The 3440-nt window shown below is 66.7% G+C and carries 4 protein-coding genes; 3 read left to right on the plus strand and 1 reads right to left on the minus strand.

Features of this window, described 5'->3' with window-relative positions; all coding sequences use genetic code 11:
• The coding region (locus AB4Y84_RS16640; protein ID WP_442250474.1) for a M13-type metalloendopeptidase at positions 1-495 on the plus strand (495 nt) is incomplete at its 5' end.
• A gap of 62 nt (positions 496-557) precedes the next feature.
• Here AB4Y84_RS16640 and AB4Y84_RS16645 read toward each other — a convergent pair.
• Entirely contained in the window at positions 558-2213 is a 1656-nt protein-coding gene (locus AB4Y84_RS16645) for a DUF4166 domain-containing protein (protein WP_442244091.1), read from the minus strand.
• Positions 2214-2338: 125 nt separating this feature from the next.
• On the opposite strand from AB4Y84_RS16645, the gene AB4Y84_RS16650 reads away from it, so the two are divergent.
• The gene (locus tag AB4Y84_RS16650; RefSeq protein ID WP_312106870.1) at positions 2339-2821 is read left to right on the plus strand and encodes a VOC family protein; all 483 of its coding nucleotides are present in this window, start codon (positions 2339-2341) and stop codon (positions 2819-2821) included.
• Positions 2818-3440, plus strand: a 623-nt coding sequence (locus tag AB4Y84_RS16655) for a phytoene desaturase family protein (protein WP_442250475.1), incomplete at its 3' end; no start/stop codon positions are given. The genes AB4Y84_RS16650 and AB4Y84_RS16655, both read left to right, overlap by 4 nt.

A 3440-nucleotide genomic window follows, 5' to 3' on the forward strand; every position in this document is an offset into this window, starting at 1 on the left:
CTGGTCGGCCACGAGCTGACCCGTGCGATCGATGCCAAGGGTGCGCTGGTCGATGCCAAGGGCGAACTGCGCAGCTGGTGGACCCCGGCCGACAAGACCGCTTGGACCCTGCTCGGCACCCGTGTCGCCACCCAGTACGGCGCCTACGAGTTCCCCGGCGTGAAGGGGGCCAAGGTCAACGGCATGCTGACCCAGGAAGAGAACCTGGCCGACATCGCCGGTCTGGAACTGGCCTGGGCCGCGTACACCGCGCAGGAGCCGAAGGCCAAGCCGGCACAGCAGCAGGGCTTCTTCCGCGCCTGGGCTGCGCTGTGGCCGCAGCAGCTGTCGCCGAACGAGGCCGCACGCCGCCTGACCGCCGACATCCGTGCACCGGGTCGCTGGCGCACCAATGGCCCGCTGTCGAACCTGCCGGCATTCGGCGCCAGCTTCAGCTGCAAGCCGGGCCAGCCGATGCAGCGCACCGACGGCGAGCAGATCAAGGTCTTGCGCTGAGGTTCATGCAACAGCAATAACGGAAAGGGCGCCTTCGTGGCGCCCTTTTTCGTCGGTGGACATCACGCGGGCTTCAACGTTCCCCGGTAATGCACGATCCGCCCCACCACCGGCGCGCCGATCTCCACGTCGAAGACGAAGCGCCCATCCTCGTCACTCTCGAAACTGTTCTCTCCGGGCAACAGCCACTGCGGCAACGGCAGGCCCAGGATCGACCAGCGTCGCGGCACCAGTTGCAGCCGCCCGTCGTCGACCAGAAGCGCCAACGCTACCGATACCGCACCGAAGCGTTCGACCAGCAGCGCTTCGTTGCGCCCCTGCCCCTGCGTCTGCAACGAAGAGAAACGACGGCCGGCAAAGGTCCGTGTCCAGCGCTCACCACCCGCCTCTGCGGTGAACTCCACGCTGACCGGCACCGCCTCGCCCGCTGCCGGAAAACCGAACACTTTCCCCAGCAACCGCGACAACAACCCAGCACCGCGTTCGACCGATGCCGTGCCGCTCCAGCGCTTGGCTGCAGACGGTGCGTGCAACGCCTGCACGCTGGCCGGCAGCTGCGCGTACGCGCTGCCCAGCAGGCGCTGGTACAGGCTGGCACCGGGCATGTCGCGGCGGAAACCGGTATGGATCGTGCGCCCGTCGAACAGCCGGTCGTAGTCGGACAGTTCCAGCGCATGCGTGGCCGGGCGTGCACCCGGTGACGGCCGATCACCGGCCAGCTGCTTGCGGATCACCGCTTCGATCGCCATCGACGGGATGTACGGGCCGTCATCGGCTTCGGCCAGCAGGTGCCAGCTCTGTTCCACACGCGCACCATCGCGGGTGCCCACGGCACGCACGATCATGCCGCCGCGATGCTCGCCGAACTTCATCAGGTTCAACACGGTGTAGAACAACCGCGAGCATGGCTCCAGCGATGGCAGTTTCAGGTGCAGGCGCGCCTTGGCCAGCACATTGAGCACGCGATGCAGGATCTCCGGCACCGGGCCAGCCCCCATCCAGATGTCGGTCATCGTCGGATGTGCGGGTGGCAGCACCTGCAGATCGGGCACATCCACCAGCGAGAAATGCAGGTTGCGCAGCGGCARCCGCCCCGGCACCGCGACGGTGAAGCGGCGACTCTCGGCAAGGCCGATGCCGTGCCCATCGCGACCGTTGCGGCGCAGCTTCACCGGCGCACCGGCATAGCCGACCACCGCACGCATCACGTTCAGGCCGATGCCGGCATACGGCGATGGCGCGATGCCGCCCTCCACGCTGACGATGTCCATGTGCGTGGCCATCTCGCGCAGCACCGCGGCGGTCAGTACGGGGAAGCTGCTGACGCCCGACAGCACGTAGATGCCAGCCGCCCTGGCCTGCGCGTCGTACTGCGAAACGCCGAACACGAAGTCTGCCGCGTCGGCGAAGTCCAGATAATCAATGCCGGCGGCGATGCAAGCTTCGATCGCGCCATAGCGGTGTTCGCCATAGTCCTGGAAAGGACCGGAGGCATCCACCACCAGGTCCGGTCGCTCGGCCTGCAGGGCCGTGGCCAGCCGTTGCCGGTCGACCTGCAGTGGGCGCAGTGTCGATTGCCCCACGTAGCTTGCACAGAAGGCCTGTGCCGCTGCCAGGTTGCGGCCACCGATCAGCAGTTCCAGCATCGGCAGGTCGGCCAGCAAGCGGACCAGGCGCCCCCCGAACACCCCATAGCCACCCAGAATCAGGATCTTCACGCATCATCCCTGTCGTGTCGTCCGGCCATGGTAGCGCGGCGCCGGCAGCTCCCGCAGTGCAGCACGATCCGGCATTAACACCGCCCATGCTATCGCTGCGCCTTCGTCCACTGCGGAGCCCCGCCATGGCTCACAAAAACACGATCTGCGTCTGGTATGACAACGGTGCGCTCGAGGCCGCCACGTTCTACGCAAAGACCTTTCCCGACAGCGAAGTAACCGCTGTGCATCACGCGCCCGGCGACTTCCCCGACGGCAAACAGGGGGACGTGCTCACCGTCGAATTCACGGTCTGCGGCATTCCCTGCGTCGGCCTCAATGGTGGCCCGACCTTCAAGCACAGCGAAGCGTTCTCGTTCCAGATTTCCACCGAGGACCAGGCCGAGACCGATCGCCTGTGGAATGCCATCGTCGGCAACGGTGGCCAGGAAAGCCAATGCGGCTGGTGCAAGGACCGATGGGGCGTGTCCTGGCAGATCAGCCCGCGCATGCTGATCGAAGCGGTGACCAGCAAGGACAAGACCCTGGCCAAGCGCGCCTTCAACGCGATGATGCCGATGAAGAAGATCGACATCGCCACCATCGAAGCGGCGATCCGCAACGCATGACGACGTTGGACACGATCATCGTTGGCGGCGGCCACAACGGGCTGGTGTGTGCGGCGTATCTGGCGCGCGCGGGGCAGCGGGTGCTGGTGCTGGAACGTCGCGGCATCCTTGGCGGCGCGGCTGTGACCGAGGAGTTCCATCCAGGCTTCCGCAACTCGGTGGCCTCGTACACGGTGTCGCTGCTGCAGCCGAAGGTGATCGAGGAGCTGCAGCTGCATGCGCACGGACTGCGCATCGTCGCGCGGCCGGCCAACAACTTCCTGCCATTGCCTGATGGCCGCTACCTGCTGTCCGCACCTGGCCGCACCCAGGCTGAGGTGGCGAAGTTCTCCGAACGTGATGCGCAGGCGCTGCCCGCCTATGAAGCGCGCCTGGAGGTATTTGCTGATGTGCTGCGCGACTGGGCGCTGCGTCCGCCGCCCGACCTCGGGGTGATGGCTGGCTGGCGTGCGTTGCCGGCGTTGTGGCAGATGGGCCGGTTGGGACGGGAGTTGGCCGCACTCGCCCCTGCACTGCGCCAGGAACTGCTTGACCTGTTCACGCTGTCGGCCGCCGAGTACCTGGATCGGCCGAAGACCTCAAGCAGTTCAACGCAGCGGGCGATGCGCTGGCCGCACAG

It is taken from the genome of Stenotrophomonas sp. 2YAF22 (assembly GCF_052114665.1).
GTDB lineage: Bacteria > Pseudomonadota > Gammaproteobacteria > Xanthomonadales > Xanthomonadaceae > Stenotrophomonas > Stenotrophomonas indicatrix.